The 624-nt window shown below is 52.6% G+C and carries 1 protein-coding gene; it reads right to left on the bottom strand.

Going from position 1 to position 624, the window contains the following annotated elements; all coding sequences use genetic code 11:
- Positions 1-559: transposase (locus Q3O06_RS05365; protein WP_301818003.1), on the bottom strand; the 559-nt coding region annotated here is incomplete at its 3' end.
- Positions 560-624: the final 65 nt, after the last annotated feature.

The raw sequence follows: 624 nt of genomic DNA on the forward strand, positions 1-624 counted from the left end.
GACCGTTTTTCTTTATCCAACAGGCATCGCTGTCTTTACTCGGTGTGGTTTGGCCGCTGACTTGTCCTTCTTCGTCAACTTCTATGGCCTGACGCTGTGTGCTGCCGGCGGTCTGAATAATGGTGGCGTCAACGACGGCGGCGGATGCTTTCTCTATTTTTAGGCCTTTTGCGGTCAGTTGTCGGTTAATCAGTTCCAGCAATTCGGACAGGGTGTCGTCTTGCGCCAGCCAGTTGCGGTAACGGCATAAGGTGCTGTAATCGGGGATGCTTAGTTCGTCAAAGCGGCAAAACAGGTTGAAATCGATGCGGGTGATGAGGCTGTGTTCGAGTTCGGGATCGGAGAGACTGTGCCATTGTCCGAGCAGGACGGCTTTGAACATGGACAGCAGGGGGTAGGCGGGACGGCCGCGGTGGTCTCGGAGGTAACGGGTTCTTTGACGGTTCAGGTACTGTTCGATCGGCTGCCAATCAATCACCTGATCCAACTTCAATAGTGGGAAACGGTCGATGTGTTTGGCAATCATGGCTTGGGCGGTTTGCCGGAAGAAGGTGCTCATGGAAAATCCCCTAAATGTCTTGGTGGAAATTTAGGGGATTTTGGGGAATTTTGCAAAGGTCTCAA

It is taken from the genome of Neisseria maigaei, assembly GCF_958267405.1.
In the GTDB taxonomy this organism is placed as follows: Bacteria; Pseudomonadota; Gammaproteobacteria; order Burkholderiales; family Neisseriaceae; genus Neisseria; species Neisseria bergeri.